The sequence below is a fragment of the Erysipelotrichaceae bacterium 66202529 genome, from assembly GCA_017161075.1.
GTDB lineage: Bacteria > Bacillota_I > Bacilli_A > Erysipelotrichales > Erysipelotrichaceae > Clostridium_AQ.
Genome location: CP046174.1, coordinates 2308443 through 2334009, shown reverse-complemented (window position 1 = coordinate 2334009; position 25567 = coordinate 2308443). Strand labels below are relative to the sequence as shown.

Here is a 25567-nt window from a genome sequence, read left to right as displayed (position 1 = left end):
TACTTATGGCAGATATGAACGATGTAAAAAACAGATTGAAGACAATGCTGGCAGTGAATGAGGAAAAGCCGCATGTGGAAGCAGAAAAAGACGGTCATGTGGTCTGTGTGTTTCGTCTTGACAGCTTCGATGATGTGGAAGCCGTCGGGGAGGCATTGAAAAAGAATTTTCTTGTTTTGCTCGATATTACGGCATGCGATGAGGAATGTGCCCGCAGAATCCGTGACTTCATGAAGGGTGTTGCATATCCGATGCAGGTATGGATTCAGGAGATGAGTGAAAACATTCTCGTCTATCTGCCGGACGGCTATCAGATTCAGGAATTTCAGAATTAGTCGATTTTGCTTTTCAAAGCGGTGTATTTCATGTACAATACCCATGTGAGGTGTATAGTATATGGAACGATTACAAAAGGTGATTGCGGCTGCCGGAATCACGTCAAGAAGAAAGGCTGAGGTTCTGATCAGCGAAGGAAGAGTCGCTGTGAACGGGAAAACCGTTACAGAGCTTGGATATAAGGTGAAGCGCGGGGATCTGATCGAGGTGGATGGAAAGCCGATCGCAAAGGAAGACAAGGTGTACTTTCTGATGAATAAGCCGAAACGCACCATGTGTACCAGTGAGGATGAGTTTGGACGGCAGACTGTTGTGGATCTGATTGATTGCGAACAGCGGATTTTTACTGTAGGACGTTTGGATTATGATACCAGCGGTCTTATTATTCTTACCAATGACGGGGATTTTGCGAATGAGATCATTCATCCGCGCTATCATATCCCCAAGGTATACAATCTGACGATCAACGGTATTCTCACCAGTGAGGATATGAAGAAAATCAAATCAGGTATTGTACTGGATGATGGTATCAAAACGCTGCCTGCAAAGTATCGTATCACAGAAAAGGATCCGCAGAAAAATCAGTGCAGCTTTGATTTGACGATTGTCGAGGGAAGAAACCGCCAGATCAAGCGTATGATGGAAGCACTGGGCTATGAGGTGCGCCGTCTGCACAGAAGCAAGCTTGCCTTTTTGCATTGCAGTGATCTGCGGCAGGGGGAATACAGGGTGCTGAAGCCCTTTGAAGTAAAACAGCTGCGCAGTCTGGCCCAGAAGGGTGAAATGAAGCAGCGCTAGCTCACTACCGTATAGAAACAGGGAGATGGAATTCATGAACCGATCATGATACCTTCTTCCTATTTTTATGTTATTTAACAAAAAGCGCCGTACAGCTGTAAGGCGAATGGTAGAGATATTTATGCCTTTAAATGGTATGTGTTAAACTGTCCTACGACTCCTCTGTGCGGGCCTGCAGGTATGTGATATATAGGGTCAATGCAGGGAAGTCGGTATGAGCAATGTTTAGGTGCGAAACAATGCTAAACGGTGCATGAATCAAAAAAAATCAATCAACAGGATATTTACGGATAAATCGGATGAGGAGGGCAACGTTTACGTACATGGTACAGCTTAAACCCTATGGCATTCAGGTTAGGACTATATACGCTTTGTGTTTTCTGTAAGGATACAGCAAGGAGGGCGAAGGAATCCGAAAGGATGGCAGTTCATGGAATGCATAACATAAGCGAAAGGGTATTTGCAATGCATGCGGCACTGCTGCAGCGCTTCGCAGCCTCAAGGATGCAATCTTTTGTTGAAGAAACAGCAAAAATGATGTATGATTAACGCGGTGATTTTTATGCAGCAATATTTTGTGAATACACTGGCACAGCCAGGAGAGACAATAGCAATGACGAGTGAACAGGCACATCACATCCGCCGGGTAATGCGTATGCAGCAGGGGGATGTCATTCGTGTGGCTGATAACAGCGGACAGATTATGCTGGCTGAGGTTGAATTTCAAAAAGACGGTGTACAGGCGCATATCCTGAAAGAGCTGTGTGACCATTCCAAAACCAGTGTGGAGCTGGTTCTCGCCCAGGGCATGATAAAGGGAGAGAAATGGGATTATCTGCTGCAGAAAAGTGCAGAGCTGGGTGCTGCGGAAATTATTCCCTTTGTATCCAGCCGCTGCGTTGTAAAAATAAAGGATGACAAAACAGTAAAGAAAACAGCCCGTTGGAATAAAATTTTATGTGAAGCCTGTGAGCAGTGCAAGCGCTCCACGCTGGTGCAGCTAAAGGAGCCCTGCGCGTTCTCTGACTTAAAAGAGATACCGGCCGATCTGCGGCTGATTGCCTATGAGGATGCGGATCAATGCAGTGAAAGGCTATGTGATGTATTACGTGCACATCCTTCCATACGGCGTGTACTAATGGTGGTGGGAAGTGAAGGCGGCTTTTCTGCAGAGGAGGTCGCAGAGCTTGTTTCCTGTGGGTTTCACCGGGTGTCTTTGGGGGGACGCATCCTGCGTGCGGAAACGGCAGCACTGTCGCTGTTGAATTCGATCGAGTTTTACTATGACATGGCGGGTGAAAAATAATGAAAACAGTTTATGATATACTCAACAAGGCCTACGATAAAACACTGCTCGACCTCAAGGAGGTCAGACAGCATCACCGTAAGGTTTGTGAGCTGCTGGAGGAATATCAGGTTCCCCATGATGGAAAGCGTGATGATGATGTCATCCAGTGTGAAATTCTGTATGAGTCACTCATGGTGAAACGGCAGTTTGAGGATGTGTTTTTTGATACGTATGTGAAAATGTATGATTACTGGTATGATTTGAATTATCTGGAGCGTAAGGCACAGATGAATGTGGATATCGACCGCTTTGTATCAGAGCTGCGACATTTTGAGGCAGAGGGTGAGACCATTTATATGCCGGCCTTTGCGCCCGGCTTTAATCATTTGTATCATACGGAAATCGTGTTGCTGGATTTGAAGCAGTATCACCGCTTTATCCGTGAATGTGCCGATCAGATGCAGCGTTCACGCTATGGCGCACTGCCGTTTCAGCATGGCTTTTCCAGCTGTGAGCTGGTTGCGGAAGCAGAGGCAGGCTATGTTGTCTATCATGCGGCGATGCACCGCTGGTATCTGTATGACGAATCTGGGTTAAAAAATACCGTATCTGTGGATCAAAAGCAGGAGGTACAGGAGGATTGTAAGAAGGAAATCGCACTGCATCTGCTGAGCGGTGAGGATGAGGCGCTGACAGCCTGTCTGCTAGAGCATGCTCTAGTGAAAAAACGGGTAGGCAGAAAGCTGGAAAAGGTGCTGAGAAAAAGAAAGAAAAAGCAGGAAAAGAATGCGAACAAGGAGTGAGGGCATGACAACTTTTGCAATAGCAACACTGGGCTGTAAGGTTAATACATATGAATCACAGGGCTATGAGAGCGCTCTGCTGGAAAAGGGCTATGAGCAGGTATCCTTTAAGGAGCGTGCGGATGTTTATATTATCAATACATGTGCCGTGACCAATACGGCAGGCAGCAAATCACGTCAGAAGATTCATGCGGCTGCCGCATTGAATCCGGATGCCCTGATTGCGGTTGTCGGCTGTTATGCGCAGACCTACAGCGAGCAGCTGGAACAGGATCCATCCATCGACATTCTGCTGGGAAGTGATGGGAAAAGCCGACTTGCGGATATGATCGAGGAGGGGCTGAAGCAGAAGCGGCCGCAGAAGCTCATTCACGATGTACGCAAGGTCAATGTATTTGAGGCATTGCCGATCCAGCGCTTTGCACATCAGACCAGAGCCTTTCTGAAAATTCAGGATGGCTGTAATCAGTTTTGCAGCTACTGTATCATTCCCTATGCACGCGGAGCGGAGCGTTCTCTGTCAGAGGATGAGGTGCTTGCTATCGCACGGAATCTGACCGCTGGGGGTCATCGGGAAATCGTATTGAGCGGTATTCACACCGGACGCTATGGAAACGGCATCAACAGCTCTTTGTGCCAGCTGATGAAGCGTATGGTGAACGAGCTTCCCGCATTGAAAAGGATTCGGATTTCCTCTATAGAGATGAATGAAATCACGGATGAATTGCTGGAATTTATGCAGGGGGAAGAAAAAATAGCGCGCCATCTGCATATTCCGGTGCAGTCTGCCAATACTACGGTATTGAAGAATATGCGCCGTCCTTATACCGTTGCCTGGTTCATGGAACGCCTGGACTATATCCGCTCCCTGATGCCGGATATTTCCATTTCCACGGATGTCATTACCGGCTTTCCGCAGGAGCGTGAGGAGGAGTTTCAGGATACGATGCACAATCTAAAACAGATGCAGTTCAGCTTCCTGCACGTGTTTCCCTATTCGCGCAGAGATCATACCGTTGCTGCTGACATGAGCGGACATCTGGACAATAAAATTAAGAAAGAACGCGCCGCAAGACTTGCGCATCTTTCCAAACAGTTATATACTGCTTATAAACAAAAGTTTATCGGAAAGGAAGTTTCTGTCATTTTTGAGAAGGAAAAGGATGGAAAGCTGATCGGACACAGCAGTGAATATCTTGAAGTGGAGGCTGCGGTGCCAGCTTGCTGGCTGCACGAAATGCATACCGTACGTATCACTTCACTAAAGGGGGATGTGCTGTGTGGAGTTCCGTTATAAAGGAGGAGTCTTATGAAGCTGTCCCAAATATTTGAAAATGCCCCGGATATCGAGATAGCAGGGCTGTGCATCGATTCCCGCTGTGCGAAGGCGAATGACATGTATTTCTGCATGGAGGGGATGGTACATGACGGACATGAATTTATTGAGGATGTCATAGCGAAGGGGGCTAAATGCATCGTGCATTCCAAGCCTGTTGAGCATATGAAAAAGGGGATTGCCTATATTCAGGTAGAAAATGTCAATCGCACACTGAATCGGGTCGCTTCCTTGTTTTATGGACATCCGAGCCGGAACATGAAGGTGTTCGGTGTAACCGGAACCAATGGGAAAAGTACCATTACCAGCATTATCAAGGATGTGTATTCCCATTTTGCGCCATGCGGCTATATCGGTACAATTTCCATCAGCTATGGAGAGGTGACCCTGCCGCCGTCTTTAACGACCCCGGATGCTATTCTTATTCACAAAACGATGAAGGATATGGTGGATGCCGGAATGCAGGCGGTAGCCCTAGAGGTCAGTTCCCATGGCTTGGAGCTGGGACGCGTGCAGAGCGTGGATTTTGATGTTGCGGTTTTCAGTAACCTTACGTATGACCATCTGGATTTTCATGGAACGATCGAGCATTATTTTGAAGCGAAGAAAAAGCTGTTCACCAATCTGAAAAAGGACGGGGTTGCGGTTTTGAATGCGGATGATGCCTATGTGGATCAACTGGCAGATGCAACCGATGCCAGGGTGGTGACCTATGGCATAGATCATCATGCGAGCTATCAGGCGGAAAATATCCGGATTGAGAAAACAGGCTCCCGCTTTACCCTGGTACATGATGGGGAACACTATGAGGTCGTGACCAATCTGGTTGCGCTGTATAACATCTATAACCTTCTGGGGGCGGTCGCGGCAATGGCAGAAAGTGGGATTCCGATTGCCAAACAGCTGCCGTATCTGAATGAAATCCGGCAGATTGAAGGACGCATGGAACGAATTGATGAGGGACAGCTGTTCAATGTCATTGTTGATTTTGCCCATACACCGGATGGTATGGAAAAGGTTTTTGAGTATGCCAAGGATATTACCGAGGAAGGACACAGCATCATTGCCGTGTTTGGCTCTGCCGGAAAGCGCGATACGAAAAAGCGGAAGGTGTTCGGTGAAATCGCCAGCCGCTATTGTGACAGCATTATTCTGACGGAGGATGATCCCCGGGATGAGGATCCCCGTGAAATCGCCAATGAGATCAAAAGCGGTATCAGCGATACGAACAACATCTTTATCGAGGATCGCTATGCGGCAATACGACAGGCTATCGAAAGCGCCAATATGAAGGACACCGTGCTGATTCTCGGCAAGGGGGATGAGGTTTTCATGTATCGTGAATTCGGCCGGGAGCCGTGGATGGGGGATCATAACGTCGCCCGTCACTGTATCCGCAAATACAGTCTTGGAATGGAAGACGAAGAACATTAGACTTGTATAAAATATCCATTAAAAAAATTTCTGTATGAATTTATAGAAAATGATCATATTTATGTTGCATTTTCATATGTTTTTCAGTATAATAATATTGCTTGCATCAGAAGGGAGGGTAAATCATGCCGAAAGTAGTACTTAAAGAAAACGAAGTTCTTGATGATGCTTTACGTAGATTCAAACGTCAAGTGTCAAGAAATGGAACCCTTGCTGAAGCTCGCAAAAGAGAGTTTTACGTAAAACCTGGCGTTCGTCGTAAATTAAAGTCAGAAGCTGCGCGTAAAGCACGTCGTGGAAAATAGAAGAGGCCCTCTGGCTTCTTTTTTTATTTATTGGCTGATATAGATTGTGTGCATGGGAATAGGATGGAACATGTAACATCAGGGTATACGTTAAATATATACCGATTCTCAGAATCATAATGTTATAAACTGTAGGGTGCGTGTCATACAAAATGGTGTTTCTATAGCATAGAGCAGATAGAGTCTTACAAGCTGCGCTGATAGCAGAAGGTGGAGCTATATGATACAATACACCCTTCTGTTTGCCGGTGCCGTGTCCCTGTATAATAATTGGCTGATCAAAACAAAAAAAACGCTGAGCCGGGGTTGTGCAAACGAGTCAATCTGTTATAATCAGCATGAAAGATGGAGAAATCCATGTTTCAATGGAGGTATATAGTATGCAAATCATTGAAATAGAGCGTCTCAGCCGCGATTATGGAGAGGGTAGGGGAATCTTCGATATTTCCTTTTCCATCGCTGAGGGCGAGGTTTTCGGCTTCCTGGGGCCAAATGGAGCAGGGAAGACAACGACAATCCGACATCTGCTTGGCTTTCTGAAGGCAAAGCAGGGAGAGGCCCGTATATTTGGCAGGGATTGCTGGAAGCAGGCAGATGTGATTACGAAGGAGCTTGGCTATATTCCCGGTGAAATCAATCTGTTGAATGAAATGAGCGGAGATGAATTTCTGAAATTTATGGCACGCTACCGGAATATGAAGGGCAGTGGACGAACACAGGAGCTGCTGGAGCGCTTTGAGCTGACACCAACTGGCTCTATACGGCGCATGTCCAAGGGAATGAAGCAGAAGCTGGGCATTGTGGCTGCCTTTATGCACGATCCCAAGGTGCTGATTCTGGATGAGCCTACCAGCGGACTGGATCCACTGATGCAAAATGCATTTGTGGAGCTGATTCAGGAGGAGAAGAAAAGAGGAAAAACGATTCTGATGTCTTCACATATGTTTGAAGAGGTGGAAAAGACCTGTGATCGTATCGGTATCATACGGCAGGGACACATGGCTGCCATTGAAGATACCGCCACGTTGCAGAAAAATAAGACAAAGACCTATATTCTCACCTTTGCAAATCCATCCCAGACAAAGCGCTTTTTGAAGGAAAAGCTGCAAATGAAGCAGGTCAGTGAGCTGTGTGTGCATGTCTATGTGCGTGATGATCTCATGCACCTGCTGCATGCTTTGGCATCCTATGAGCTTCAGGATCTGAATGTGGCAACCCAAAGCCTGGAGGATATCTTCCTGCAGTATTACGGAGAGAAAGGAGAGCATCATGAATAAAACCCTGTTTCGTATGGAATGGAAATACACATGGAAGCTGCTTTTGATCTTTCTTGCGATCCTGACCATGTATTTTACGATTATGCTGACGATGTTTGATCCTGCACTCGGTTCTGCGCTGGCAGAGTTTGAAAAGCTCATGCCCGAGATGATGGCTGCGGTTGGAATGAGTGGCTCTGGTGCGACGCTTGTGGACTTTTTCTCCACCTATCTGTATGGAATGATCATGATTATGTTTCCGTTTCTGTTCTCTGTCATTCTCTCGCTGCGGCTGCTTGTGAAAAAGGTGGATAACGGCAGTATGGCATATCTGCTATGCAGTGGAGAAAAGCGAAGCCGCGTATGGCTGAGCCAGCTGTGTGTACTGCTGAGTGCCCTGTTTCTGCTGATTGCATATTGCGTTGTGCTCGGTATTGTATGTAGCGCCATCATGTTTCCAGGTGATCTGGACATCACTGCCTTTCTCCGTTTGAATCTGGGCTGTCTGCTGCTGCAGACGGCGCTTGCTGCTATCTGCTTTCTGGCATCCTCCATGTTAAATGAATACCGGCATGCCGCATTAGCCGGTGCTGGCATCGGTATTGTCTTTATCCTGATTCAGATGCTTGCCAATATGAAGGGTGATCTGGAGATTCTGCAATATGCAACGATTTTAACGCTCTTTGATACAGCGGGACTGATTGCCAATGAGGCGCAGGCATGGGGGCGTTTAGGTGCCTTGCTGCTTATCGCTGTTATCTGTCTGATCGCTGCCAGACAGAGCTTTCTGCGCAGGGATCTGTCTTTATAATTGTAATTTGTTTATTACAGGATATTTTGATGCTGCGGTATCGGATATCCTTTTTTTTGCATGTAGTCGCTTCTTTTATTCATCCAGAAGGAAGGAGTTAGCAAAAAAGTGAACAGAAGAATATCCAAAGCTTTACATGAAAGTGCATACAAGCAAAGAAAACTATACAATTTCTTTACTTTTAACAAAATTATAACAATTCGGACTGCTCTTTTCTTTATAATGAAAGCGAAGGAGGATAGCATTCACAGGCATAAAACCCCGCCTACAAACGTATTTTGTATAGAGGTGAGAGTATGCTTTCCATAGATAAGAATCAGGTCATGATAGAACATTACAGGGAGCTGACCCTGGTAAGTGAAACGAGAATACAGGTGACGATGAAGGCCTACCGTATTACGATTGACGGGGAGCAGCTGCATGTGCTGGCACTGGGAAAGGATGAGATCCTGCTGGAGGGCAGCGTGCAGAATCTGGCGTTCGCATATGAAAAATAGAAAAGGGATTGGTCTTGATCGATGGAAAGTACAGACCTCTTGCGAGGAGTTTTTATGGATAACAAAGAAAAATCAACTGGAACTATATGATATTACCCTACATCGAAACTATATTCAGTTTTATGCCTCCATCCTGCAGCGCCCGAAAATTTATCGCTGCTTTGAAGCTGTCGATCTTGTCACAACCACGGGGATGCTGGGCTATGCGCTGCGCAGTTTAAAAAAGCCTTCCCGCATCATTGCTATTGTGCTGTCAATGCTTTTGTGGTATTTACTTTCCTCCATGGTGTTTGATATTGAAATCAGAGGGGAAAAGGACGAAAGCCGGAAGCTGATTTCGGATACCTTAAAGAAGATGGATATCGTCCCGCCCTTTAAAAGCCATGATGTCGTACAGCTGAAGGCGCAGCTGAAAAAGAAGCTGGAAAACGATATTGCCTGGCTGGAAATAGAAAAGCTGGGAAGCCGGTATCTGATCACCTATACACCAAAGGAATTTGCCTCACTATCCCAGCTGGGCCATACGGAGCTAATAGCGAGGGAGGATGGAATGATCGAGCGCTTTGACATACAGCATGGAAACAAGCTGCATAAGGTCAATGAGTTTGTGCATAAGGGGGATGTTCTGGTCAGCAATGTGCTGGATGATTCCAAGGGCGGCAAGCAGGAGGTCTATGTCAAGGGACGTGTTTTTGCCTATGTATGGAAGGATATCACTGTGACGATGGATAAGACAAAGGAGCCGAAGGCCTTTCAATATTTTCAGCTGCTGTTTGATGCCAGACGCAAGGTTAGTGAGGATTTTCATAAGGACGATCGCATTTACAAGGAAAATATTTTGCAATTCTCTACGGATATGGGTAAAATAAAGATGGTGATTCATTACACCCTGATCAAGGATATCACCACACCATAACGATAAGGAGCGCCTATGAGTGAACAATTTCGTATTGCATTAGAAGATTACCCGATGGAATGGATCGTAAAATTATGCGGGGCACAGGATAAGCATCTGGAGCTGATAAGAAATGCCTTTTCCTGTGATATTATCATGCGGGATAATGAATTGCGCATTCTCAGCGAGGATGCCGTTACCTTTCACAGCATCGAACAGGTGGTAAAGGCACTGTTTGATATGATGGAGGCACATATCGATGTCAGCGGACGCGATATTGAATACGCCTGCCGTCTGGCAAAGCTGAACCGCCTGCAGGAGCTTTCCACTACCTATCAGAAAGCGATTGGCAAAACAGTGAACGGAAAGCTGATCTATCCGAAAACGATCGGACAGCGGCATCTGTTTAAATGCATGTGCAACAGTGAAATCGTCTTTGCGACCGGAGTTGCCGGTACGGGGAAGACCTACCTGGCCGTTGTATACGCCGCCGATCTGTTGAAAAAGGGGGATATCCGCAAGATTATTTTGACCCGGCCCGCTGTGGAGGCCGGAGAGAATCTGGGCTTTTTGCCGGGCGATTTAAAGGAAAAGGTGGATCCGTATCTGCGGCCGCTGTATGATGCCCTGTATGATACGCTGGGACAAGAGCAGGTGGAGAAACTGTTGGAAAAGGAAGTCATTGAAATTGCACCGCTGGCTTACATGCGCGGACGTACGCTGGATAATGCGTTTATTATCCTGGATGAGGCGCAGAATACAACAAGGGCACAGATGAAGATGTTTTTAACGAGGATGGGATTTCATTCCCGTATCGTCATTACCGGGGATGTGACGCAGATCGATCTGATCAAAAAACGGGATTCCGGTCTGTTGAATGCCAAACATCTGCTGTCCGGTATAGAGGGAATCTCCTTTGTGGAGCTGACCAGTCTCGATGTAGTTCGTAATCCGTTGGTTCAAAAGATCATTGAACGATATGAGCAGGAGGAAGAACGATATGGCAAGGATTTTATTGATTGAAGATGAAGACAACATACGCAAGATCATTGCATATGATCTGAAAAAAGCCGATTTTGATATCGTGGAGTGTGCCGATGGAAAAACAGCTGTGGAGCTGGCAATGAAGGAAGACTTTGATGTTTTGATCATTGACTGGATGCTGCCGCATGTCAGCGGGATCGATATCGTGAAGAAGCTGCGCAGTGAGCATATTGACGCTATTTTTATCATGCTGACGGCACGGGATGATGAAACGGATATCCTGTATGCCTTTGAGCAGGGCGTGGATGATTATATTACAAAGCCGTTTTCTCCAAGAGAGCTGCTTGCCCGGGTAAACGCCCATTTGAAGCGGCAGAGCCGTAAGCAGGAAAAGCGCCTTGCAGTCGGTGATCTGTCCATGGATATGAAGCGCAGAGAGGCATATATCGGAGATCATATGATGACGCTGACGAAGAAGGAATTTGATCTGCTGGAATATTTTATACAGAACAAGGATATCGTGCTGTCCCGTGACAGTATCCTGAATGATATCTGGGGCTTTGATTATGACGGAGATACCAGAATCGTGGATGTTCATGTGTTCAAGCTGAGAAATAAGCTGAACGCTTCCCGTGTGCATATCAAATCATCCCGCGGTGTCGGCTATCTGCTGGAGGAAGTGCATGAAGCGCAATAAATATATTTATCTGGGACTGATTCTGACCTGCATTGCGGTAATACAGTACAACTACCATTTGAATGAGTATGTTCTGTTGCTGCTTGTCGTGGTCGCAATCGCACTGCTCTGGGAGTTTCTGGACCAGAAAAATCTCAATCTGCACCGCCGGGAGAATATAGAGCTGCAGGAGGAAATCAAATCCACTGCCAAGGATGCTCATTTAAAAAACAAACAGCTGCTGACGGTCGTTACCAGCATACCGTTTCCGATGCTGCTGGTGGATCAGTTTGGGAATATCGTCATGCATAACAATGTCAGTGAGCTGTGCGAGGATGGATCGATCGGTGAGCATATGACCTATATGAGCAACGCCTATCTGCATCCGGTACGGGAATTTATCAAGGATGCCTTTATTCTGGAAAAGCCGATGGATAAAATTATTGATATCAATGGTGTGGAATATCAGTCCATCAGTGTACCGGTAACGGCAAAGAAAAAATATAGCGGCTGTCTGGTACTGTTTCAGGATATTTCCAAAACCCTGGAGGGGGAGAAGATGCAGAAGCGTTTTATTGCCGATGCATCGCATGAATTAAAGACACCGATCGCCGTGATCAAGGGCATGGTGGAAATTCTCAACCGCGAGGATTTCGATGATGAGGAAACACGCAGCGAATTTATGGAACAAATCGAGCAGGAAATCAACCGGCTGGATATTCTGGTGAAGGATTTGCTGCAGCTGTCTCGGCTCAGTCTGTCTACGGTATTGCTGGAACGGGAGAAAACCGATTTGTGTCAGGTTATCGACAAGGCGGTGAAATCGCTGGAGAAAAAAGCGGAGAAAAAGGGGCTTTTCATTGTGAAGGAATATCAGAGCCATGACCTGGTGTTCTGCGATCCTTTGAAAATGAGCCAGGTGGTGTTGAATCTGCTGTCAAATGCTATTAAATACAGTGATACCGGAACAATTACGCTGCGGACAAGGCAGGAGGGCTCCTGGTATGTGCTGGAGGTTGCGGATGAGGGACATGGTATTTCCAAGCCGGATCTGGAAAAGATATTCGAGCGCTTTTACCGGGTGGATGATGATCGTGCACGCAGCAGCGGAGGCTCCGGACTTGGGCTTTCTATCGTGAAGTCTATCGTGGAGGCACATCATGGAGAGCTGAAGGTAGACAGTGAATTTAACAAGGGTACGACATTTACGGTCAGACTGAAGAATTGATACATTCAGCTGAGCGTGGATGTCGTTTGTTTATTTATGTGATATGACAGTGACTGCAGATTCGTGTTTCCTGTGTAGGAGAGGTCAATAACGAAGACTGCAGAGCATACTTTCTGTTTCCGAAAAAGAAAAAAGCCCTCTTACGAGAGCTGTATCTTTCTATGGTATCGCGTACGGGATTCGAACCCGTGATACAGCCTTGAGAGGGCTGTGGCTTGACCGCTTGCCGAACGCGACATGTTTTGTTTGCTCGGTTATTATAGCATTATTTTTTTTAAAACGCAATAGAAAAAATGTATATTTCATAAAAAAATCATCCATTGTAACGGGAGGTTCAAGGCATGACTGCTGAGGTGATAAAGGGGTGCTGTATACACTGTCCCCTTTGCATAAGGCAGCAATAAAAAATTCGTATTGCAGTAAAACAGTCGCGGATCTGCTTTCTTTTTAGCGATAACGCATGATCCGCAATTCCTTCCATGTACCTGTGCTTGTGCGAAATATTGCATAGCTGTTCGGTTCCCTGGCTTGCGCGTCCGTCAAAAGAAATACGGCAAATCAGGGAGCTCTGCCATTGATTTTGGCTGTTAAACAAATGATTTTCCTGCTCATAACAATAATACCATATGACAAATTCCGAGAAATTTCTAAGATATCGCATCGCATTCGACAAAATATCACAAAATCCGCATATTCGACATAGTAAGATACAGATGGGAAGAAAAAACAAGGGGAAATCGTAAGGAGGTAATAGAATGGAATTAACACACAACACAAGGCGATTTCTCAAAACGGCAGCTCCTGTTATCGGAAGTGCCGGCATGCTTTTTGCCGTTTATCGATGGATGGTAAACAGAAGGGGAAAAGCGGTTGAGGAACAGACGTCCGTCCAGACACAAGAGCAGGGGATTCTTGAAAACCTGTGGAGGTACTATGACGTATATCATTGCGTTTATCAGATTTGTGATGATTATCTGGAAAATAATAGTATGATAACCTCACAGCTGATTGACACAGTGAATGAGCGGCTTACAGAATGTCAGTCGTATTTCCGGCAGAACAAACCATTTATAGAAAAGGCTGCATGTGCGGCATTTGAAAAGCTTTTAGATGCACATGAACAGTTTGTTCAAGTCATTATGTGGGATATGTGCGAACCGGAAGGACTGCATGCCTTCCTGCGTGAAAGCCGCAACGAGCTTTACGAACGTGAGACTGCACTGATTGAGCTGCTGCAAAGCAAGCTTACATAGAAAAGAGCATTGTTTCATGGAACGGGAGTACCGGCTCTGTGAAGCAATGCTCTTTCAATTAAAATCAATAACAGTCTTCGGATCCTGTTCTCTTAACAGCTGCATCATTTCATTACGCTTTTCCTCAAAGCAATCCTTCTGCGTCTTAAAGCAGGTACAATGATGCTCGAAGATATCAAGCAGCTGTTCCACCGTGATGGTTTTGTTGATACAGTTGGTATTCTGGGAATTGATATTGATATTCCAGGTTCCGATATCATTCAGATAGGCAAAGCCAAGCTCCGTGATTGACAGCGGATCGGCTCCGGCAATAATCGCCTTTTTGAATAATTCCTTTAATGTCATGGCGTTCCTCCGTTATTTTCTTTCAGCTCCTGCACATAATCATACCGCGAAATAATTCGAAATGCAATCGGGACGGACATGATTTTTTACTGGTAGGTATCGTGTGATGCAGCTGTCATTTTACGCAGGCAGTTACAGGGCAGGATAGTAATAATTCGCTATAGCTGTGATTACTATGAAGTATAAGCTGCCTATACATCAGCCTATGCAAAATCATTTGCGTTCTTTCTGGGAATTGAATAAGCTAAGATAAAAGTGGTTAGCTGCTGATTTCAATATCCTTAATATGTAGGGCGCGTTTTTTTTACAGCCATGTACAGCCAGCAGCCAGTAAAAAAACGGATATCATCAGCTGCAGGTGCTTTCCCGTCTTAGGATACATGAGAAACGTGAAATACAAAAGCATTGATGGGCATCCATCCTTTTGTATCCCTTCCTTGTACCTTTAAGCGAGTAGCGCCCAGAAGCGAAAATATCTGGCTTTTACTATGTATTTAACTGCCGTTTGGCATGAATTTCTCTAGGCGTGTTATTAGATCAAGATTGATCAAAGCTACATTTTTGTTATCCTGCAAATACCGCTGCCCGTAGGAGAATGCTTCCTGCGGGGTGATTCCATAAGCGGCAAGACGTTTTCTGATTTCTTTTTCATAGGTCTTTGCCTCCTTCAGAGAATCTCCGCTGCAGAATTTGTTGGACTGAAAGGCACCAATGGAATCCTCCATCATAACATCACAGTCTTTGTTTTCGATTTTCTTTAAGGTAGCATTATGGTAAGCATCCGCCTGTATCCATTTGAATGCTATAGGATCATGTTCTTTGATTGTAATCTCCATAAGATAATATCTGCCGGCTTCCTTTTTGCTGTCTGTCTCCATTAGAAAATCAAACCATAAATCCTTACTCTCAACCGTAAGATAATACGAGCTGTCATCAAGTGCGGAAATGCGGTATGTGACATCCTTGTCCTGTAAGGCTTTGCTCATCGCCTCATCCGCTGGCGGTATTCCTGTACATCCACTTCCCAGCAGCAAAAAGCCTGCCATAAGAATACAGCCTTTTAACCCTTTTTTCATATTCATCATCCCTTTATGTATAGTATAGCATAAAATTTTTTATATTTTAACGCACGCTTAACAAACTTTTCATTATCCGTTAACAAAGGTGTCGTATGATAGAGCCGTATTCAAGGAGGAATATGAAAAATGAATATGTGGAAAAAAACTATGACGGCGACAGTGGCCTGCCTGATGACATTCTCATTGGCAGCCTGCGGATCCAGCGATGAGAGTAAAACAGCGAGTGTCAGCGGTGACATCAAGGTATATACGCGCGATTCATCGAGCGGCACAAGGGAAGCCTTTGAAAAGGGGGTTGACTTTGAAGGGAGCCTGACAAAAAATGCCATTGAGGTATCAAGCAATGATGATATGGCAGCTAAGGTCGGAGCTGATAAAAACGGAATTGGTTACACATCACTGTCTACTGATTTTGAGAAAAACGGTGTAACAGCACTGCAGTATGAAGGGGTTGCGGCAAGCAGTGAAACAGTACTCGATGGAAGCTACAAGCTGCAGCGTCCGTTCATGTATGTGACCCGGGCAGCGGGGGATTACGGAAGTGATGACAAGGAACAGCTGGTTCAGGCATTTTTGGACTTCATGCAGAATTCAACCGAGGGTATGGCAATCGTTAAGAAAAACGGCGGTGAGGTAGATGAAAGCAAGGCAACGCCATGGGATGAGCTTTCCAAGAAATACGAAGCAGTATTAGGAAAGGATAATTCTAGCATTACAATTACAACCTGTGGTTCTACCTCAGTAGAAAAAACATTAAAGGCTTCCCTGGAGGCATTCTCTCCTATGGCAGGAAACTTTAAATTTACGATGAACCAGTCCGGCAGCGGGGATGCTGTACCAAGAGTTCTTGGAAAAGAAAAGGACGGACCGAATAAAGGGGATATCGGATTTGCTTCCCGTGCATTTAAGGATGACGGCTCTGAGGATATTTCCAAAGCGATGGAAAGCGGTCAGTACTGCATCGATGCCGTAGTGGCAGTTGTCAACAAGGACAATACCGGTGTAACAAATCTGACACAGGCGCAACTCAAAAGTATCTTTACCGGAGAAACGCTGAAATGGGAAGATATCAAATAAGCGAAAAGCAATAGAAAGCACATACGGCAGCCTGGGAATCCGGGCTGCTTGCTGATGATAAGGATTGGTGAAGAATGAAACGTTATGTACGAGACAGTATCAGTACAGAGAAAAATCGAAAAAAGCTGAAAAAAGATCAGAGGATGAAGGCAGTCTTTCTACTGGCGGCACTGTTATCCTCCAGTGCGATTGCTATTATCATTGTTTTTATCAGCATTAAGGGAATATCCCCCTTTCTGAGCGGCTATACCTATGGACAGCAGGATATTGTTTCCTTTCTGACCGGTACGCTGTGGCGTAAGGATCAGGGAGTCTATGGAGTCGGCTTTATCATTATCAATACACTGGTGTCCGCATTTGGAGCGCTGCTGATTTCCTTTCCGCTGTCGGTACTGACTGCATTGTTTATTGCGAAAATTGCACCGAAGCATGTGGCAGAGGTCATGACGACGGTTGTGGAGCTGCTGGCCAGTATTCCATCGGTTGTCTATGGTGTATTTGCCTCCGGTACGATTACTGTGCTGGTCAGCTCGCTTGCGGCATCTCTTGGTTTTGTAACTGCAGGAGGAAGCTCCTTATTAGCGGTTATCCTGCTGCTGGCAATCATGATATTTCCAACCATCACATCGTTGTCCATAACAGCGATCCGCTCTGTGGACAAGGAGGTGGAGCTTGGCAGTCTTGCACTTGGCGCCACGCGAACACAGACGAATTTTAAGGTGATCCTGACCAGCGCCAAATCCGGAATCTTTGCCGGCGCGATTCTTGGAATCGGCCGTGCCTTCGGGGAAGCGACTGCGGTTGCTATGGTTGCTGGAAATAAAATGTTTGGACCGACCTTCAACATATTCGATACAACCAGGACGCTGACGACAACGATGCTGGCCGGATTAAAGGAAACGACCGGACTGGATTATGATATACGATTCTCCGCAGGTCTGGTGCTGATGGCGGTCATTCTGCTATCCAATCTGTTACTGAACCTGATGAAGAAGAAAGTGGGGAATATGAAATGATACAGACACCCTCCAATCAAAAGAAAAAACGCCGTTTGTTTGACGGACTGTGCAACGGTGTTACCTATCTGTCCAGCGGATTGAGTGTGGTCGTCCTGCTGGCAATCTTCCTCTTTATCTTTTCGAAAGGATTTTCCTCATTGGGAATCGATCTGTTGAAGGGGAATTATTGGTCGAAGAATTATCTGACCAGTGTGGAGGTCTCAAAAAATCATCCGGGAAGCTTTGAACGGCCAGCGTCTCTGTCTGAGGAAGCAGCCTTCTCTGAAAAATGGGGAATTGCCTTTGTGGATACCAGGGACCAAAACGGGGATGATATCGTTCTGGTGGAATATATTGATGAAGCATCACCCTTTGCCTATCTGAAGGATGAAAGTGTAAAGGACAGGGAAGCAGCTCTGTCTACCGAGGTTGGCTTTCAGGTGGAAAATCTGGGCTATAAAACAAGCAGCGGAGCCTCCATGATTGCTGGAAATATCATGTCACAGAATGCGGCAGAGGTGGCACAGGCGCTGGATTCCTCTGCACAGAGCATTACGAAGGTTTACTATAAAACACCGGGAGGCGGTATCCGCGGTTCTATTATATCCACCCTGTATCTGATACTGATATCTTTGCTGATTGCCTTGCCGCTGGGAATTGCTTCAGCAATCTATCTGCATGAATATGCAAAGTCAAATCGTCTGACCTCACTGATTCGCAGCGCCATCGAAATGCTGACAGGAGTACCGAGCATCATCTTCGGTCTGATGGGCGTTGCCGTTTTGTTTCCCATCACGCAGATGTTCGGGGCAACCACGACCAACATTTTACTTGGCAGCTTCACGATGTCCATCATCCTGCTGCCAACGATCATCCGTTCCACAGAGGAGGCACTGATCGTGGTACCGCAGTCACTGCGGGATGCATCGCTATCAGTAGGCGCAAATCAGTCACAGACGATTTTCAAAATTGTACTGCCCTGTGCGGTGCCGGGTATCCTAACCGGGGTTCTGTTAAGCATCGGCCGCGTGATCGGGGAAAGTGCAGCACTGATTTATACTATGGGAACCTATGTTAACGATACACCAACGCTCATGTCACAGGGAACCAGCCTTGCAGTGCATATCTATAATATCATGAGCAGTGAACAGCCAAACTTTGAGCTTGCAAGTGCAATTTCCATTGTCATTCTGGTGTTTGTACTGATATTAAACATCTGTGTAAAGCTGTTGAGCAAAAGGCTCAATAAATCCTGGTATTAGAGGAGGAATAAGAATATGAAAAAGGAACCCGTTTTCCATGTAGAGCATCTGAATCTGTTTTATGGTGATAAGCATGCCCTGAAGGATGTCGGTATGGATATCGAACAGAATAAGATAACAGCTCTGATCGGGCCCAGCGGCTGCGGTAAGTCTACCTTTCTGCGCTGTTTAAACCGGATGAATGATCTGATTGAAGGTTGCCGTATTGACGGTATGATTCAATTAAACGGTGTGGACGCCTATGGTTCCGCCATGAACGTTGTCGATTTGCGCACACAGGTTGGCATGGTATTTCAAAAACCGAATCCGTTTCCGATGTCCATTTATGACAATATCACCTATGGTCCCAAGTGTCAGGGCATTAAACAGCGTAAGACGCTGGATGCAATCGTGGAACAGTCTTTAAAGAAAGCGGCGCTTTGGGATGAGGTGAAGGATCGTCTGAACGATTCTGCATTCGGCTTGTCCGGAGGACAGCAGCAGCGCTTGTGCATAGCAAGGGCGATCGCCATGGAGCCGGAGGTCATATTGATGGATGAGCCGACCAGTGCACTGGATCCGATTGCGACCAATAAAATCGAGGATCTGATGGAGGAGCTGAAAAAGGACTATACGATTGTTATCGTTACGCATTCCATGCAGCAGGCATCCCGTGTGAGCGATTATACCGCCTTCTTTCTTTTGGGAGAGGTTGTGGAATTCAATAAGACAAGCAAGGTTTTCCAGCAGCCCATGGACAAGCGGACGGAAGATTATATAACAGGCAGATTCGGATAGGAGGAAACTACGATGATCAAAATTGATAAGGAGCTGGATGGCATTGAGGAAAATGTGCTGAAGATGGGACAGAAGGTCGTTCGTATGCATGAAAAGGTCGTACGGGCATTGAATGCACCAAACAAGGAAATTGAGCTTGATATAGTACAGTCGGATGATATCATCAATCATCTGGAGGAAGAAATCAATGACCAGGCAGTACGCTCCCTTGCGTTGTTATCTCCGGTAGCGAGTGATCTGCGCAAGGTGGTCGCTGATATAAAGATCGCTTCCGAGCTGGAGCGTATTGGCGATTATGCGAAGAATATTTCCATTTTTCTAATCAAGCATGATGATATGGATGCTTCTATACTGGAGTATGCACAGGCGATGGAAAAGGGCTTTATCACCATGCTGCAGGAAACCATGGAATGCTACGAACACCGCGACATTGATACAGCATTTGAAATACCCGAAAAGGATAAGGAAATCAATGTGCTGTATAAGGAGCTGAAGGAAAAAATCAAACGGGATGATTCCAGCTATCTTGTGGAGCATATCTTTGAAATATCCTCCATGCTGCGCAACATTGAACGGGCAGGGGATCATACAAAAAACATATGTGAGCATATCATATACATGATCAAGGGACAGCATTATGATTTTGGATAAGCAGACTGCCCTAAATAATGATATCTGCGTATAAATATACACGAAGCAGCAGGCTGCTGTAAGGTTATAAGGGATGATTTGGAATTATCCCTGCAATATATATGCAGGAAGCAGCTTCCCGCTAGCTTTCATGAGGCTTTATCACACTTGACATACTGTGTCAGTGAGCACGAATAAAAAAAGCTCTGCACGTTAATTGCAGGGCTTTGTTATGTTAATCATCCGTTTCATTTGCACGAAGATCCATTGTCATGGCTTCTTCATTACCTTCTTTTACAATATTCCAGATATGGTCACCGATACGCTCCAATGTACCGAGGATATCCACAAAGATACTTGCTGCGACACCACTTCCGCAGACCTCTCCTGCCATTCGCTTAAAATGGCGCTGTCTGGCTTTTTCCTCTACCAAATCCAGATAATTCTCTTTGTCATTGATCATTTGAATATAATGTTCTTCACGTGTTGAGAAGTAATTCAATGCAATCTCGTTCATTTCCAGAACGGTTTCGTACATTTCATTGACATCCTGAATGGCTTCATCCGTAAAGGCACCCTTATCTTCATAGGTCAGCTCGTAGAACTCATTCAGATTCATCGTCAAATCACCGACACGCTCAATGTTTTTGATGATCTGCAGATTGTTGATGAATTCATCCGTATCATGCTCACTCAGACTGTTATGGGCAATCGTCATCAGATACTCCGTAATTTTGGAATCCAGAGAATTGATCGCATCCTCATACTGACTGGACATTCCCCGGTATTTGCCGCTTTTCTTGTTGAAATATTCCTTGCTGGCACGGATGCAGTCAGAGGCAAGCTCCCCCATTTTTACCGTAACCTGCTTGGAAACACCCAGGGCACCGGCAGGAAGGGATGCAGCCAGCTTTGGATCCAGACCTTCCAAATCCACCTCGATACGTTCCTCTTCTCCCGGTATGATTTTTTTAATCACGCTGACCATCAGATTGATGCAAGGGTAGGCAAGGATGGAAATAACGATCGTTCTGAGAATGTGTGCCATCGCAATCTGCATCATTGGTGAAATCGCATATTTGTCTGACAGGAATGTGATAAAATCCACATACGGCGTCAGCAGGAACATGAAAATGACAGAACCGATGACATTGAATAAAACGTTGACGGCGGCGGCCCGCTTGGCGGAGGTGCTTCCACCGATGGATGCAAATACAGCAGTAACGGTGGTTCCGATATTGGAGCCGAAAACAAACGGCAGTGCGGCTGTCAGTGTCATGGCACCGGAATCATAAATTTTCTGAATGATGCCGACAACGGCAGAGCTGGACTGCACGACGGCGGTCATCAGGGTGCCGCAGACAAAGCCTAAAATCGGCTGATTCTGCATGGTGGTTGCCAGGGTCGTAAAGAAATCCATCTGTCCCAGCTTGCTGAGCTCATCGCCCATCAGTCTTAGACCGAAGAACAATAGACCAAAGCCAAGTACGATCTGTCCCATATAGGTCTGCTTCTTGCGCTTGGCAAACAGAGTGATCAGCACACCGAGGAATACAAAATACAGGGCCAGCGTCTCCACCTTCAAACCAATCAGAAAGGCGGTGACTGTGGTACCGATGTTGGCGCCGATGATGATACCGATGGATTGCTCCAGACTCATCAGTCCGGCACGAACAAAGCCGATGGCAATGGCGCTGGTGGCGCTGCTTGATTGAATAAATACGGTAATGATACTCCCTACAAGGATACCTTTCCAGGGCTTGTTGGTGTAACGGTCGATATACTCTCTTAATTTTTCTCCCGCAATGCTCTTGAGACCATCTCCCATGAACTGGATTCCGAACAAAAAGAGTGCCAGACCTCCAATGATGAAGTCCCAGCTGATATTTGCCGGTGTCATGGCGGAAGCTGCAATATGTAACATAAGATTCCTCCCAAAAAAGCTCAAAAATTACATGGTAGCAAGATAATTTTAACAGAATTTTTACATTCTGTATATAAATTGAAAGTCGTTTTTATAAATTCCATGCAGAAAACCCTTCCAGAGCACTGCATCCATCATTTGACACATCCGCCTTTTTTTTCGTATCCAAGGATTGCTCCTCATGTTATAATAATACATGTTGAGGTATATCGTAAAACCGTCATCGTTCCCGTACCTTGTTATATGCCATGGGAATATGGGGATATACTGTAAAAGACAGAGGTGACTTATGGAAATCAGTGTATTTAATCAAAGCAATGAAAAGCGCTGGTCACGCTATAAAAAAGACTTTGTTACGATCAGTGAGAAAGTGAACGAGGTTTTGAAGCTGGAGCAGGAGCACAGTGCATCCGTGATATTTGTGACAAAGGATGCCATCCATGAAATCAACCGGGAGTATCGTAAAATCGACCGCCCTACGGACGTAATCAGCTTTGCGCTCAAGGATAGTGAGGACAGCTATGAGGTTATGGAAGGCGGGGAGGAGCTGGGTGATATTTTCATCAATACAGAAGCGGTGGTCTCACAGGCTGCGGACTATGGACATACGCTGCGGCGCGAGGTCTGCTTTCTGTTTACTCACGGTCTTTTGCATCTTTTGGGCTATGACCATATGACACCGGAAGAAGAAGCTGTGATGTTTCAGCTGCAGGATGTGATACTGGATGATATCGTTCCTAAAAAAATACGTAAATAAATTCAGGTATGCATTCGCCGGTCTTGCACATGGATTGTGCCATGATCACAGCATCGCCCTGCAGGCGGCACTTGGCGCCCTTGTGCTTGCTGTGTGTATCGCTTTACAGCTAACAGCGATGGAATGGTGCTGCATACTGATTGTAATCGGTGCGGTAATCGCATTGGAATATATCAATTCCGCTCTGGAAACGCTTGTGGATATGGTGTCTCCCCAGTACAGTGAAGGAGCAAAAAAAGCAAAGGATTATGCTGCTGCGGCAGTGCTTGTCATGTCACTGGCAGCGGCAGCGGTAGGAATTATTATTATAGGAGGTAAGCTGTTTTTATGAACGAACAATATCAGGAAATATTAGATGTGGCATTTGATGCCATGAAGCATGCATATGCACCATACTCCCGTTATCATGTAGGAGCATGTGTGAAGACAAAGGACGGAAAGCTGATTCCGGGTGTAAATATTGAAAATGCTTCCTTCGGTCTGACGAATTGTGCCGAGCGGAGTGCGGTGTTTGCGGCGTATTCCTTAGGATACCGGAAAGAGGATATTGAAGCGATTGCGATTGTCAGCGACGGTGAGAAGCTGGCTGCTCCCTGCGGTGCGTGCCGTCAGGTGCTGGTGGAGCTGCTGCTGCAGAATACACCGATCATATTAAGCAATGGACGGGAAAGCAAACTTACCAATATCGCAGAGCTTTTGCCGATGTCCTTTACAAGTGAGGATGTATTATGAGTTATAAATCCGGATTTATATCAATTATCGGACGCCCGAATGCCGGGAAAAGTACATTGTTAAATGCAATCTTACAGGAAAAGGTGGCAATAACAACGCCAAAGCCGCAAACGACGCGAAATAACATTTCCGGTATTCTTACAAGAGAGGATGCACAGTTTGTCTTTGTGGACACGCCGGGAATTCACAAGCCGAAGCATGAGCTGGGAAGAACACTGAATCGGAATGCTTATACGGCGATTGCCGAAGCAGATGTGAATTACTGGATGGTGGATGCCACGCAGCCCTTTGGCAGCGGGGATGAATTCATTCTTGAGAAAATGAAGGGGGCACACATTCCAGTGTTTCTGATTCTTAACAAAATTGATTTACTGGATAAGGAGGCTGTGCTGACGACCCTCACCAAATGGCAGAGCCGTATGCAGTTTGCGGAAATTTTTCCTGTATCTGCATTAAAACGTGAAAACGTAGAGCATCTGCTGGAGGTAACAAAGCAGTATCTGCAGGAGGGTGTGAAATATTTTCCGGATGATATGATCAGCGATCACGGGGAGAATTTCCAGATTGCGGAAATCATTCGGGAAAAGGTGCTGTATAAAACAAATGAGGAGGTACCGCATTCTGTTGCTGTCATCGTTGAAAAAAAGGAAGAAAGCGATGCGCGGATAGATTTATCTGCCCTGATTGTTGTGGAGCGGTCTTCCCAGAAAAGCATTCTGATCGGTAAGCAGGGAGCGATGATTCGCGGAATCCGCTTGGCTGCACAGAAGGAGCTGAAGGAGAAGTTTAATAAAAAGGTGGAACTGGAGCTGTATGTGCGCGTTGAGAAAAACTGGCGTAATCGCAGCAGCAAGCTGCATCAGCTTGGCTATCTGGAGCTGGAAGAAGGTAAATAATGCAGGAGGAGGTGTGCGGCATTTTAGTGGATGTGCGGGAATATCGGGAACATGATGCACTGCTGAAGGTGCTGTGCGAGGATGGCTCCCTTATGAGTCTGAGCGCCCGCGGTGTACGCAAGGTCACCAGTAAGAATGCCCCTGCGGTACAGCTCTTTACACTGGCCCGTCTGCAGCTCAATTATCAGGAGACTTCTTCTATGCAATCCTTGCGACGGGCAGAAATCATAAACAGCTATCGAAAAATCCGTGAGGATTTGATGAAGCAGAGCATTGCCACTTATTTTTGCGAATGCATTCACAGAAGTGGATTCGAGGATAATGTATATGAACTGTTAAAGCAAAGTCTGGATATTTTGCAGGATGCAGAACATCCGCTGCAGCTTCTGTGCCTGTTTCAGGCTATTATGAATCGTATGCATGGTATTGAACCGTATGTAGATGGCTGTGTCCGGTGTCAGAATATGCAGGATATTCAAGCAGTATCCCGCAGAGATGGCGGGTTTGTATGCAAGCATTGTCTGCGCAGTGGGGATCATATAATCAGCCGTAATGATTTAAAAACATTTCGCTTACTATGTAAGGCGGAGCTGAAGCATTATGAGCTGCTGGAAAGGCTGGAGCCGTTCACAAGTGAGAATTTTGAAGAATTATATGGTTTTTTTGAGGATTACGGAGGTATCGGATTAAAGAGTATCCGGTTTCTACGAACGCTGTTTGCTATGGAGGAGAGTTCTTAATGGATTCTCCTTTTTCATAGGCGATTATCAAATAGTACGTTTCAGCTGCTTGCTTTCTCACCTATGGTATTGTTACAGCTTATGTGGGCATCATCAGCCTGCGGATAGCTGCACGATTATGCAAGGGTATAAAAGCTATTGTGTGTATCATCGGCAGCACTATTTATACACATATGAAATAAAGAGGAATAATTACTAAAACAAATTAAAATAACTATTAAAATACTATGGATAACGATCACCGTATATATAATATACGTTGGGACTTCTGGCACAGATCAGTACCATACATACTGACGCCTTAAATGCTATGAAGGCAGTATATAAAAGCTGTTGATGTACGGATAAATGAAGAAATCACCGTTCTGAAAAGCTTTTTGCTTTCTTCCTTTTTCTCATTGTCCGGTGTTCTGAAATTTATTTTTTACTTTGTTATTCTAAATGGGGAAA

Annotated in this window: 28 protein-coding genes and 1 tRNA gene; 25 read left to right on the top strand and 4 right to left on the bottom strand. The window is 45.6% G+C overall.

The annotated features are described in order from the left end of the window. Nucleotides 1-5 precede the first annotated feature (5 nt). From GKZ87_11055 to GKZ87_10990, 14 genes are all read left to right on the top strand, one after another. Nucleotides 6-335 carry a DUF552 domain-containing protein gene (locus GKZ87_11055; GenBank protein QSI25982.1) on the top strand — a complete coding sequence of 110 codons (330 nt, stop codon included), beginning with the start codon at nt 6-8 and terminating at the stop codon, nt 333-335. A 61-nt stretch (nt 336-396) separates the two neighbouring features. After that, a complete protein-coding gene (locus tag GKZ87_11050) occupies nt 397-1134 on the top strand; it encodes a pseudouridine synthase (GenBank protein QSI25981.1) in 738 nt (245 codons plus the stop codon). A 562-nt stretch (nt 1135-1696) separates the two neighbouring features. Beyond that, on the top strand, nt 1697-2440 hold the full coding sequence (locus tag GKZ87_11045) for a 16S rRNA (uracil(1498)-N(3))-methyltransferase (GenBank protein QSI25980.1): 744 nt from the start codon (nt 1697-1699) through the stop codon (nt 2438-2440). Further along, a complete protein-coding gene (locus GKZ87_11040) occupies nt 2440-3225 on the top strand; it encodes an RNA polymerase subunit sigma (GenBank protein ID QSI25979.1) in 786 nt (261 codons plus the stop codon). Before GKZ87_11045 ends, GKZ87_11040 begins: the two co-directional genes overlap by 1 nt. Nucleotides 3226-3229: 4 nt before the next feature. Further along, nucleotides 3230-4522, top strand: a complete 1293-nt coding sequence (gene mtaB, locus GKZ87_11035; GenBank protein ID QSI25978.1) for a tRNA (N(6)-L-threonylcarbamoyladenosine(37)-C(2))-methylthiotransferase MtaB — start codon at nt 3230-3232, stop codon at nt 4520-4522. Between the two features lie 12 nt (nt 4523-4534). Further along, the gene (locus GKZ87_11030) at nt 4535-5995 is read left to right on the top strand and encodes a UDP-N-acetylmuramoyl-L-alanyl-D-glutamate--2,6-diaminopimelate ligase (GenBank protein ID QSI25977.1); all 1461 of its coding nucleotides are present in this window, start codon (nt 4535-4537) and stop codon (nt 5993-5995) included. Between the two features lie 125 nt (nt 5996-6120). Then, on the top strand, nt 6121-6300 hold the full coding sequence (locus GKZ87_11025) for a 30S ribosomal protein S21 (GenBank protein ID QSI25976.1): 180 nt from the start codon (nt 6121-6123) through the stop codon (nt 6298-6300). 380 nt (nt 6301-6680) lie between these two features. Next, nucleotides 6681-7577 carry an ATP-binding cassette domain-containing protein gene (locus GKZ87_11020; protein QSI25975.1) on the top strand — a complete coding sequence of 299 codons (897 nt, stop codon included), beginning with the start codon at nt 6681-6683 and terminating at the stop codon, nt 7575-7577. After that, entirely contained in the window at nt 7570-8367 is a 798-nt protein-coding gene (locus GKZ87_11015; protein ID QSI25974.1) for an ABC transporter permease subunit, read from the top strand. The genes GKZ87_11020 and GKZ87_11015 overlap by 8 nt, the downstream gene beginning before the upstream one ends. A gap of 296 nt (nt 8368-8663) precedes the next feature. Next, a complete protein-coding gene (locus tag GKZ87_11010; protein ID QSI25973.1) occupies nt 8664-8864 on the top strand; it encodes a sporulation protein in 201 nt (66 codons plus the stop codon). Next, nucleotides 8854-9780 (top strand): sporulation protein, encoded by a 927-nt coding sequence (locus GKZ87_11005; protein QSI25972.1) that lies wholly within the window; start codon nt 8854-8856, stop codon nt 9778-9780. The genes GKZ87_11010 and GKZ87_11005 overlap by 11 nt, the downstream gene beginning before the upstream one ends. Nucleotides 9781-9795: 15 nt before the next feature. Next, the gene (locus tag GKZ87_11000) at nt 9796-10782 is read left to right on the top strand and encodes an AAA family ATPase (GenBank protein QSI25971.1); all 987 of its coding nucleotides are present in this window, start codon (nt 9796-9798) and stop codon (nt 10780-10782) included. Then, nucleotides 10760-11440: a response regulator gene (locus tag GKZ87_10995; GenBank protein ID QSI25970.1), complete on the top strand. Its 681-nt coding sequence runs from the start codon at nt 10760-10762 to the stop codon at nt 11438-11440. Before GKZ87_11000 ends, GKZ87_10995 begins: the two co-directional genes overlap by 23 nt. After that, on the top strand, nt 11427-12647 hold the full coding sequence (locus tag GKZ87_10990; GenBank protein ID QSI25969.1) for a GHKL domain-containing protein: 1221 nt from the start codon (nt 11427-11429) through the stop codon (nt 12645-12647). Before GKZ87_10995 ends, GKZ87_10990 begins: the two co-directional genes overlap by 14 nt. Before the next feature lie 162 nt (nt 12648-12809). Here GKZ87_10990 and GKZ87_10985 read toward each other — a convergent pair. Continuing rightward, nucleotides 12810-12884, bottom strand: a tRNA-Glu gene (locus tag GKZ87_10985). A gap of 518 nt (nt 12885-13402) precedes the next feature. On the opposite strand from GKZ87_10985, the gene GKZ87_10980 reads away from it, so the two are divergent. Next, on the top strand, nt 13403-13900 hold the full coding sequence (locus GKZ87_10980) for a hypothetical protein (GenBank protein ID QSI25968.1): 498 nt from the start codon (nt 13403-13405) through the stop codon (nt 13898-13900). Nucleotides 13901-13954: 54 nt separating this feature from the next. On the opposite strand, the gene GKZ87_10975 is transcribed toward GKZ87_10980, so the two are convergent. Together GKZ87_10975 and GKZ87_10970 are read right to left on the bottom strand one after the other, a co-directional pair. Then, nucleotides 13955-14245 (bottom strand): hypothetical protein, encoded by a 291-nt coding sequence (locus GKZ87_10975; GenBank protein QSI25967.1) that lies wholly within the window; start codon nt 14243-14245, stop codon nt 13955-13957. Between the two features lie 494 nt (nt 14246-14739). Next, entirely contained in the window at nt 14740-15330 is a 591-nt protein-coding gene (locus GKZ87_10970; GenBank protein QSI25966.1) for a hypothetical protein, read from the bottom strand. Nucleotides 15331-15450: 120 nt separating this feature from the next. Here GKZ87_10970 and GKZ87_10965 point away from each other — a divergent pair, with 120 nt between their 5' ends. The 5 genes from GKZ87_10965 to phoU all read left to right on the top strand — a co-directional run bounded on the left by GKZ87_10965 (nt 15451) and on the right by phoU (nt 20089). Continuing rightward, nucleotides 15451-16401 (top strand): hypothetical protein, encoded by a 951-nt coding sequence (locus tag GKZ87_10965; protein QSI25965.1) that lies wholly within the window; start codon nt 15451-15453, stop codon nt 16399-16401. A 74-nt stretch (nt 16402-16475) separates the two neighbouring features. Next, nucleotides 16476-17417, top strand: coding sequence for a phosphate ABC transporter permease subunit PstC (gene pstC, locus GKZ87_10960; protein QSI25964.1), 942 nt, complete (start codon nt 16476-16478; stop codon nt 17415-17417). Continuing rightward, the gene (gene pstA, locus GKZ87_10955) at nt 17414-18661 is read left to right on the top strand and encodes a phosphate ABC transporter permease PstA (GenBank protein ID QSI25963.1); all 1248 of its coding nucleotides are present in this window, start codon (nt 17414-17416) and stop codon (nt 18659-18661) included. Before pstC ends, pstA begins: the two co-directional genes overlap by 4 nt. Before the next feature lie 15 nt (nt 18662-18676). After that, the gene (gene pstB, locus GKZ87_10950; protein ID QSI25962.1) at nt 18677-19438 is read left to right on the top strand and encodes a phosphate ABC transporter ATP-binding protein; all 762 of its coding nucleotides are present in this window, start codon (nt 18677-18679) and stop codon (nt 19436-19438) included. A 12-nt stretch (nt 19439-19450) separates the two neighbouring features. Next, nucleotides 19451-20089, top strand: coding sequence for a phosphate signaling complex protein PhoU (phoU, locus tag GKZ87_10945; GenBank protein ID QSI25961.1), 639 nt, complete (start codon nt 19451-19453; stop codon nt 20087-20089). A gap of 214 nt (nt 20090-20303) precedes the next feature. Here the strand turns inward: phoU and GKZ87_10940 are convergent, their stop codons facing one another. Next, the gene (locus GKZ87_10940; protein ID QSI25960.1) at nt 20304-21992 is read right to left on the bottom strand and encodes a Na/Pi cotransporter family protein; all 1689 of its coding nucleotides are present in this window, start codon (nt 21990-21992) and stop codon (nt 20304-20306) included. A gap of 289 nt (nt 21993-22281) precedes the next feature. Between GKZ87_10940 and ybeY the strand changes: the two genes are divergently transcribed. The 5 genes from ybeY to recO are packed head-to-tail and all read left to right on the top strand — an operon-like array spanning nt 22282 to nt 25117. After that, nucleotides 22282-22749 carry an rRNA maturation RNase YbeY gene (ybeY, locus tag GKZ87_10935; GenBank protein ID QSI25959.1) on the top strand — a complete coding sequence of 156 codons (468 nt, stop codon included), beginning with the start codon at nt 22282-22284 and terminating at the stop codon, nt 22747-22749. Further along, nucleotides 22718-23080: a diacylglycerol kinase gene (locus GKZ87_10930; GenBank protein QSI25958.1), complete on the top strand. Its 363-nt coding sequence runs from the start codon at nt 22718-22720 to the stop codon at nt 23078-23080. Before ybeY ends, GKZ87_10930 begins: the two co-directional genes overlap by 32 nt. Further along, nucleotides 23077-23481 carry a cytidine deaminase gene (cdd, locus tag GKZ87_10925; protein ID QSI25957.1) on the top strand — a complete coding sequence of 135 codons (405 nt, stop codon included), beginning with the start codon at nt 23077-23079 and terminating at the stop codon, nt 23479-23481. Before GKZ87_10930 ends, cdd begins: the two co-directional genes overlap by 4 nt. Continuing rightward, nucleotides 23478-24377 (top strand): GTPase Era, encoded by a 900-nt coding sequence (locus GKZ87_10920; GenBank protein QSI25956.1) that lies wholly within the window; start codon nt 23478-23480, stop codon nt 24375-24377. The genes cdd and GKZ87_10920 overlap by 4 nt, the downstream gene beginning before the upstream one ends. Beyond that, a complete protein-coding gene (recO, locus tag GKZ87_10915; protein ID QSI25955.1) occupies nt 24377-25117 on the top strand; it encodes a DNA repair protein RecO in 741 nt (246 codons plus the stop codon). Before GKZ87_10920 ends, recO begins: the two co-directional genes overlap by 1 nt. Nucleotides 25118-25567 lie beyond the last annotated feature (450 nt).

Excerpts from the sequence above, each read along its gene's own strand:
- GKZ87_11055 (QSI25982.1), top strand. The coding sequence starts at position 6 with ATGGCAGATATGAACGATGTAAAAAACAGATTGAAGACAATGCTGGCA.
- GKZ87_11050 (QSI25981.1), top strand. The coding sequence starts at position 397 with ATGGAACGATTACAAAAGGTGATTGCGGCTGCCGGAATCACGTCAAGA.
- GKZ87_11045 (QSI25980.1), top strand. The coding sequence starts at position 1,697 with ATGCAGCAATATTTTGTGAATACACTGGCACAGCCAGGAGAGACAATA.
- GKZ87_11040 (QSI25979.1), top strand. The coding sequence starts at position 2,440 with ATGAAAACAGTTTATGATATACTCAACAAGGCCTACGATAAAACACTG.
- mtaB (QSI25978.1), top strand. The coding sequence starts at position 3,230 with ATGACAACTTTTGCAATAGCAACACTGGGCTGTAAGGTTAATACATAT.
- GKZ87_11030 (QSI25977.1), top strand. The coding sequence starts at position 4,535 with ATGAAGCTGTCCCAAATATTTGAAAATGCCCCGGATATCGAGATAGCA.
- GKZ87_11025 (QSI25976.1), top strand. The coding sequence starts at position 6,121 with ATGCCGAAAGTAGTACTTAAAGAAAACGAAGTTCTTGATGATGCTTTA.
- GKZ87_11020 (QSI25975.1), top strand. The coding sequence starts at position 6,681 with ATGCAAATCATTGAAATAGAGCGTCTCAGCCGCGATTATGGAGAGGGT.
- GKZ87_11015 (QSI25974.1), top strand. The coding sequence starts at position 7,570 with ATGAATAAAACCCTGTTTCGTATGGAATGGAAATACACATGGAAGCTG.
- GKZ87_11010 (QSI25973.1), top strand. The coding sequence starts at position 8,664 with ATGCTTTCCATAGATAAGAATCAGGTCATGATAGAACATTACAGGGAG.
- GKZ87_11005 (QSI25972.1), top strand. The coding sequence starts at position 8,854 with ATGAAAAATAGAAAAGGGATTGGTCTTGATCGATGGAAAGTACAGACC.
- GKZ87_11000 (QSI25971.1), top strand. The coding sequence starts at position 9,796 with ATGAGTGAACAATTTCGTATTGCATTAGAAGATTACCCGATGGAATGG.
- GKZ87_10995 (QSI25970.1), top strand. The coding sequence starts at position 10,760 with ATGGCAAGGATTTTATTGATTGAAGATGAAGACAACATACGCAAGATC.
- GKZ87_10990 (QSI25969.1), top strand. The coding sequence starts at position 11,427 with ATGAAGCGCAATAAATATATTTATCTGGGACTGATTCTGACCTGCATT.
- GKZ87_10980 (QSI25968.1), top strand. The coding sequence starts at position 13,403 with ATGGAATTAACACACAACACAAGGCGATTTCTCAAAACGGCAGCTCCT.
- GKZ87_10975 (QSI25967.1), bottom strand. The coding sequence starts at position 14,245 with ATGACATTAAAGGAATTATTCAAAAAGGCGATTATTGCCGGAGCCGAT.
- GKZ87_10970 (QSI25966.1), bottom strand. The coding sequence starts at position 15,330 with ATGATGAATATGAAAAAAGGGTTAAAAGGCTGTATTCTTATGGCAGGC.
- GKZ87_10965 (QSI25965.1), top strand. The coding sequence starts at position 15,451 with ATGAATATGTGGAAAAAAACTATGACGGCGACAGTGGCCTGCCTGATG.
- pstC (QSI25964.1), top strand. The coding sequence starts at position 16,476 with ATGAAACGTTATGTACGAGACAGTATCAGTACAGAGAAAAATCGAAAA.
- pstA (QSI25963.1), top strand. The coding sequence starts at position 17,414 with ATGATACAGACACCCTCCAATCAAAAGAAAAAACGCCGTTTGTTTGAC.
- pstB (QSI25962.1), top strand. The coding sequence starts at position 18,677 with ATGAAAAAGGAACCCGTTTTCCATGTAGAGCATCTGAATCTGTTTTAT.
- phoU (QSI25961.1), top strand. The coding sequence starts at position 19,451 with ATGATCAAAATTGATAAGGAGCTGGATGGCATTGAGGAAAATGTGCTG.
- GKZ87_10940 (QSI25960.1), bottom strand. The coding sequence starts at position 21,992 with ATGTTACATATTGCAGCTTCCGCCATGACACCGGCAAATATCAGCTGG.
- ybeY (QSI25959.1), top strand. The coding sequence starts at position 22,282 with ATGGAAATCAGTGTATTTAATCAAAGCAATGAAAAGCGCTGGTCACGC.
- GKZ87_10930 (QSI25958.1), top strand. The coding sequence starts at position 22,718 with ATGATATCGTTCCTAAAAAAATACGTAAATAAATTCAGGTATGCATTC.
- cdd (QSI25957.1), top strand. The coding sequence starts at position 23,077 with ATGAACGAACAATATCAGGAAATATTAGATGTGGCATTTGATGCCATG.
- GKZ87_10920 (QSI25956.1), top strand. The coding sequence starts at position 23,478 with ATGAGTTATAAATCCGGATTTATATCAATTATCGGACGCCCGAATGCC.
- recO (QSI25955.1), top strand. The coding sequence starts at position 24,377 with ATGCAGGAGGAGGTGTGCGGCATTTTAGTGGATGTGCGGGAATATCGG.